The following is a 6,512-nucleotide window of genomic DNA, read 5'->3' on the forward strand; positions in this document are numbered from 1 at the left end:
TGATGGTGCTCGGAGAGAAAATGGAGCATCTTAGCCACCGAGTTCATCGCCTGGCGAAGTTGGTTCCACAGAGGGGGGCCTTTGGAAATCTGGGTCTCAATCAGTTGTCCGAAAGCCTCCTTGAGAATACCGATCCGCGAAACGAAGCAACTCCACGCTCGCTGGAGGCAGCCTGCCTCCACGGCTCGGGGCGGTGGGTCCAAACCTTGGGTTTGGATCCCCGCCCGACAGTCGAAATCAGCTTCCAGCCGTTCGACACGAATCGGCCGGTAGGGCAGTCGATGGGACGGGAGGACTGAGAGAGTCAGGCCGCAGCGGTAACAGCGGTAACGCTCGATCCGCTCTTGCTCCACACCTTCGGGGTCGGCATAGCGAAAGTAATGGTCATGCCGGTGAACCCTCCCCGGACAACCGCGCGGACACACAGGCCGAGATCCCTTGAGTTGTTCTTCGCGAATTTGAATCGGGCAGTATGTCCCAAATCCTCTCGGCGCATCAAGTCACTCTCTCTCCGTCTCCACGGTGCTTCTCTCCTTTATCTCTCCAGCACCGTTTGGTCCCACGCTCACCGTTAAGTTCACAGCGCTACATAACAGGGATCTGATCCGCCGCTAATGGCAAACCTGGAGTTGCTGCGTAGATAGCAAAGGGCTCAATCATGGCCTCGGCACGAGATTAAGACCTTCTCTTCCGCCCCCATTTGCTCAGGCACCGCGTTTATGTTACAAACAACCTCATGATACTTGCGCATTCTCTAATGATACGTTGCCCTATGATTGCTGCTTGCGTAATATCGCTGTTAGCTGTTAGTAGACAGCCCTGCTCCGCTGAGAGCCAATTACCCCGTGTCTTCTACGAATGCAACATCAATGGTGTGCGCACAAACGGAGAGTTAAGCCTGAGTGAAACTCAATCCTCGCCAGATTCCTCGCACTTCTATTATTCGGGAACTTCGCTCTCGGTCATAAAAACACCCCGCGACGTAGAAAGACAATTTCTCATCGGTGTGACTCTTCGCTATCCTAAAGTCTACTTTAGACGACAACCACTACAGGGCGACCTCTGCGAAGTTTATTTTGACTCATGGACCTTAGCGTCGAACTCTGAAAACGACCGAGCTCAAGCTGCTTTTGGAGGTGATGGGTGTCCGGTGATACTGCGCAACGGGGAGTGGTTCGGATTACGTACACACGAATCCCCCCGCCTAGCCTGGGATACTACATCTTCGTCCGAGGTATGTTTTGTGCAGGCCGTCGCCCAGAACACTCGTAAAATCCGGAAGTGATTAACTTCTCTTCGTTGCCAACGTCAGATCAACTTTTGCAATGATTCATGCCCGCCTGTCGGCGGCGCCCAAAATGCTGTAACGCTGTGAACTGAGGCGTAGGCCTGGGACCACACCGTAAGGGGACACTCGTGGAACGGACTAAATTGCAGGTTAAGGAACTGATTGAAACGACCTGAGCATGGGGCTGAGAGGTCGTAAGCGCCCTTTTTTGATACCCGCATCTGGTCTCCAGAGATTGTCACCAGTCAGGTTATGTGTTCCCAACCGAGAGGCGAGAGATGAGCCATTAAGGACACGCAAGCTCTGCAATTCATCCTTAGCGCACAAGTTTTTCCGCTCCGAGGAGCGCCCCCCCATTACATCCTGTTGATTTCAGCTATCTTAACCGGTAAGATTACCCCTCTAGCCCTCTTTGTTACCTACATCCACCCTGACCAACCTAAGGGTTTTGCTGATCTGTTCACAGGGGGTTTTCATGAACTGGTTCAGGAGACTTCACAGTCTCCCGTTTAGCTGCTGTGGAGCGGATAGTAATGCGGATTGAGCTGGATACCGGCCGGTGACTTGAGTTTTCATCACCGACCAGAAGCTCAGCACAACGAAAAGAGACGGATGGAGCGAGCTAGATGAGCAGGAATATCAACGGAATTAATGACAAAGGCCATACAAAGCCCCAGGGCGACGATCATAAACCACGTGATCGATCGCGCAATGCCTTACCCATGACAGACGCCTCAAAACGGATCCGAGCAATCGTAATGGCGGTGGATTGGCCGGTTAAGGATCTCGCACTCCGAGTTGGCCTCGCAGAGCATGAGTTGTTACCTATTTACCAGGGTAATTCCATGCTAGACCAGGATCTAATTGAGCGTCTTCGCTTAGCGATCGCAGCTCAATTCAAAGATTGGATGGAGGAACTTTGCTGGCGTCAAGTCCGTGCCGCGAAGGAATTGTGTGTTAGCCGTATGTACCTTAACAGCGTTGCCAACGCACGTGATCTACCAAGCCCGACACTTTTCAAGTTCATGAACACTTTAGTAGAGCTTAAGCGAACAGCCGATGATCCCAGTGGTGAGCTAAGAAAGCCGATCATTTCCCTTCTTTCCGCTCTTCAGCTGCTGGATGTGGAACGACGCAAATCCGCCATCGACAAGCTTACAAGTTTGGTTGGTGATTTAGTTCGTTCAAAATAGCTTGATCGGACACTCCCAACACAAGTTCCCCGCGTATTGCATCGAAAGATATGTCAAGGTGAACGATCAGTTGGGCGTGCTCCGAGCGATCAGCTCGGGCCCTCCTGCGGCCGGAGACCCTCCACTCACCTCGCCATCACCCCCGAAACTGCGGAGCACACTCAGGCCCGTTGCCACAGATTAACTTGATGACAAGTCCACGGCAGAGCGAGACGCGCAGCGCCAATCCGACGCCCCTCCCCCCGTTGATGCAAAGTTGAAACGGTCCGTTAAGTGTGCCATAAGATACTCTGAGTATGATGGATGACTCGGAGAACCAGATGGCAGGGAACGCTCTGAAAGACCTAACTGGGGTCGGCGCAGGACCGCGATCGGAATTCTTGAGCTACGAGGCCGCCGTCGTAGAAGTCTTCACGAAGCTCTATGACGCGTTGAAAACGGAAGCAGATCCAAAGGTTCGAAAAATGCTCACATCCGCCAAGGACGATTTTTTGGAAGTTGTTCTTGAACAACTAGTTACACTAGATCGAAACGGCCGAGTAAGCCAAAATTAAAACGTAATTTAATCGCTACTTTTTTTCTGAATGTAACGATAATCAGACACGTCGGAAGGTATATGTCTGACATGTCTGACGACCCCGTTCCGTCACCCTCACCAGCAAAAGGACTCTTCGAACAAAGGCAAGGCCTGTGGTCGTTTGCTTCTATCCTGGCTTTGAGCGTTTGTGGGCTTTTGGTCTGGGCTCCACCAGAGAACAACGGCCTGCTGCTGCTCTTATATCTCCTGGTTGGCCTTGCACTGGTTCTATGTATCTCCCTCATACCAAAGGCACTTCAGCAGCATAGAAGCTGGATGTTCGCCTTGGCTGTGGTCATCTTGGGCGGTCTGCTTTGGCGAGGAATAGGCACGGCGGCGGATAACGCGGAGGCCAGGAAGAAGAGTCAGGCGGTAACGCGAATGAACTCTGCGCTGCGCCTGATCCGCGCTTGGGAGGGCTATATCACCCAGCTAAGTGAGATTCGCCAGAACGCGGAAGCGCTCGCTGTAAAACTTGGTAAGATGGCTGCACTAATCCGAGGCAACACCGACCTGGCCGCAAAACTCCCAGTGTTCCCTCAAACCAACTCGGCAGGATTAAATCTGCGACCCGCACTGCAAGCAAATCCGTCGACAACCGCCAACCGACAGTTCCTAGACCCCGTCCGCGAGGCTTCGGGAACGATGCGCGAGGCATATCAGAGCCTCACAAACAGTCTGCACACTGCACGCGACTTGATGGACCTTCGGAGGTTTCCTATCGATGAGTTAGCGTTCAACGAAGGGGCCGCTGCTTTACTGGAATTGAGACTCTCGCCGAGACTCAACCTCTATGGGCTTTTTAACCAACTGACGAACCTAAGTCGAGGGAGGGTATCGCTCTTTGACTCCTATTGTCGCTACATTGAGGCAACGCGGGCGCTCGCTGCGAGTATCGAAGCCGAGGGTGCCATCAACGGCAAATCAGTGGAGCAGTTTGGCGACCAGGAACTAAAGCTTCAAAGCCAGATTTCCGCCTTCTGTGTCGAAAGCAGAGCTCTGGGCCAGGAGATGAAAAAGGCGCTGCCAGAGATGCAGGCAGCAGCCAACGAGGTATGGACGGAGGTCACACAAGCCGACAAATAAAACCAACTGAGATCGGATCTACCTACCGATTGCCCATGGCAGTTGCAGAATAGGATTCCTTTATTAGCCTCTCATTTTACACTACCAAATGAATACTCTAGCGCGTAGGGCAGGAACATTGTGGATCTGCGTTGTATGCTACTGCCATCTTATCGGATGCTCAGCTTCAGCTCGCGAGGAGACAAAACTTCGAAATGCGGATCCTTCGTTAACGAATGGTTGGTGGCACCTAAGCGGAAAGCCCGGGGAAAAAGCTACAATCGGCCTAGGGTTCGAAGCGATAGAGGATCCCTACTACCAGCAACCCTTTATCCGGACAAGCGTGCAGTTTATTAACGCGGACACCTCTCGCTTTGTCTTTCATCTCTGGACGAATTGGATTGTGGTCCCCTTGACCAATGGCGTCCCGTTGGCCTTAGAAGTCGAATTCCTGGCTAGGTCCGAGCGTGGAAACAATTCCGTGAACGTTCTCGTAATCCAACCAGACCCAAGAGCGAATCCTGCAGACCTACCTGCGCTATTCGTTCCGAAGGAGTTCAACATCGAAATACCCTCCGACGGCTCTTGGTACTCCATAACCGGCAGGGTGAGTCTTTGCGATTTTACGAACTACTCGGGTGGCAGCCCGATCCAGATCGACCAATCACCTCGAGCTCACCCACTGATTTTTGGGCTCGTTCAAAGTTTCGATGGGCAGGATGCGGAGTTTGGCGACTTCGACTATGCAGCCATCAACCTGTGCCTTGTGAGCGAGCCACCCCTCTCAATCGTTCATCGGCAGAACAAGGACGGCACCCTTACTCTCAGTTGGAGGTCCGCCCCAGACAGACGCTACGTTTTAGTAAGATCGCGCAACATCACTAGCGGCGAATGGGACTTCGTAGCCCAAACAACTGCCGATTCCACTGTTACGACATTCGAGGTCTCGACAGCAAGGCACGAAGCGGAGTTTTTCAGGGTTGAATACGCTGTACACGATTGCGAATGATCGCAATCGAGTCAGTTTTGACCCCAATGTTTCCCATCGCGGGAGTTCCCTACGGCACTGTCACCGTTCATATTCCTCGAGTGGCGGCAATTCCACAATTGCATGCTTGGCATAGGCACGGTGAACCGCCGCGCTCGAATGTCCCAGCGCTTCCTGGGCGAATCGCTCGGGATATCCCACGGATTTAGCTCGCTCTGCCCATGCGTATCTGTAAGAGTGAAGAGTTATGCCTGAAATTCTCAGGCTCTTGCACCTCGAGTGGAATTTCGCCGCTCTCTCCTCAGATCGAAGTTCGGACCAATTCGGAAAGAGCGGCCCACTCCTCGGCAATGTCTGGAGAATCGACGCCACTTCATCCCCGAATCGGAGGATGGCTAGCATCCCGTTCTTGCGGCGGCGATAGCTGATCGTCTTCTTGGTCCAGTCGATGTTTTCCGCAACCAACGACGCGCAATCGATCTGAGATGCCCCAACATGCCATAAGAGTTGAAGGAAGGCTTTGCGCTCCGGATCCGTTTCGGCGGCGACGAGCCTTTGATGTTCGTCCAGTGTCACACCGCGCTTCTCTTTGAACTTCATCCGAGGCCATTGCTTCACAGGCAGCACCGGCCAAGGCAACCAGCCCATCTGATGAGCGAAGCTATGCAACCGGCGGAGGTAGTTGTTCGTGGAAACCGTCCCCTTCTGAATCGCGGAGAGGATGTGCTCTGGCTGTGTCTGGAGCACAGGTAGATCTCGGAACGTATCAAGTGCAGGCTGCTTGAGTCCTCGTTCATATCGCGCGGCAGTGCTTGCATCCTTCCCGGCTTTGGATCTCACAAGGGCATCCATCACATCCTTCCAAGTTCGCGTCGCAACGGTTGGATCCGCCGCTGAAAGGTAAGTCTTGGCGAGGTGAATGTTGAAAGCGGGATGATAGGCGGATTCGTTTTTGGCGTTGAGTAGTCGAACTGCCTCGGCTTTGTCGGAAGTCCCGAGACTCTCCTGCTTGTTGGTGGCACGGTCCTGAGCATAGTAGCGACCGCTGGCACCCCGTCGATACAATCGGTATTTTGGCTTCATAATCTTTATCGGTTATGAGCCTAAGGCGCTGAAGCCAGTCCGCGTTAGCGAGCGGTGGCGGAGTACCGCCACCCTTATCCAGAGCTACTCAGGAGTAGCTCCATCGCTGGCCATTCTGCTGGCAAAGCCCGCTAGAACAAAAAGCAACCGCTTGATGCACACGCATCTCGGTCGAGGAAGAAAGGGCCGAGACGGCCCACACTACATTGTAGCGTCGTCCATGCTGGACGATTCCCCTTCCCCCCGAGCGCAGCGGGCTTGCACCCTCACCCTTCCCTCATTCCACACCCCATGGGCCGAGACGGCCCACGCTACAAT

General features: G+C 53.5%; 5 protein-coding genes. 3 read left to right on the plus strand and 2 right to left on the minus strand.

The window, feature by feature from the left end; all coding sequences use genetic code 11:
* A partial coding sequence (locus JNN07_18365) for a hypothetical protein (GenBank protein MBL9169711.1) occupies window positions 1-425 on the minus strand: 425 nt, incomplete at its 3' end.
* A gap of 1,489 nt (window positions 426-1,914) precedes the next feature.
* On the opposite strand from JNN07_18365, the gene JNN07_18370 reads away from it, so the two are divergent.
* The 3 genes from JNN07_18370 to JNN07_18380 all read left to right on the plus strand — a co-directional run bounded on the left by JNN07_18370 (window position 1,915) and on the right by JNN07_18380 (window position 4,144).
* Window positions 1,915-2,481 carry a hypothetical protein gene (locus tag JNN07_18370; protein ID MBL9169712.1) on the plus strand — a complete coding sequence of 189 codons (567 nt, stop codon included), beginning with the start codon at window positions 1,915-1,917 and terminating at the stop codon, window positions 2,479-2,481.
* Between the two features lie 296 nt (window positions 2,482-2,777).
* A complete protein-coding gene (locus tag JNN07_18375; GenBank protein MBL9169713.1) occupies window positions 2,778-3,035 on the plus strand; it encodes a hypothetical protein in 258 nt (85 codons plus the stop codon).
* Between the two features lie 299 nt (window positions 3,036-3,334).
* Window positions 3,335-4,144 (plus strand): hypothetical protein, encoded by an 810-nt coding sequence (locus tag JNN07_18380; GenBank protein ID MBL9169714.1) that lies wholly within the window; start codon window positions 3,335-3,337, stop codon window positions 4,142-4,144.
* Window positions 4,145-5,192: 1,048 nt separating this feature from the next.
* Here the strand turns inward: JNN07_18380 and JNN07_18385 are convergent.
* Window positions 5,193-6,194: a tyrosine-type recombinase/integrase gene (locus JNN07_18385; GenBank protein MBL9169715.1), complete on the minus strand. Its 1,002-nt coding sequence runs from the start codon at window positions 6,192-6,194 to the stop codon at window positions 5,193-5,195.
* Between the last annotated feature and the right edge of the window lie 318 nt (window positions 6,195-6,512).

The organism is Verrucomicrobiales bacterium, from assembly GCA_016793885.1.
Classification (GTDB): Bacteria; Verrucomicrobiota; Verrucomicrobiia; order Limisphaerales; family UBA11320; genus UBA11320.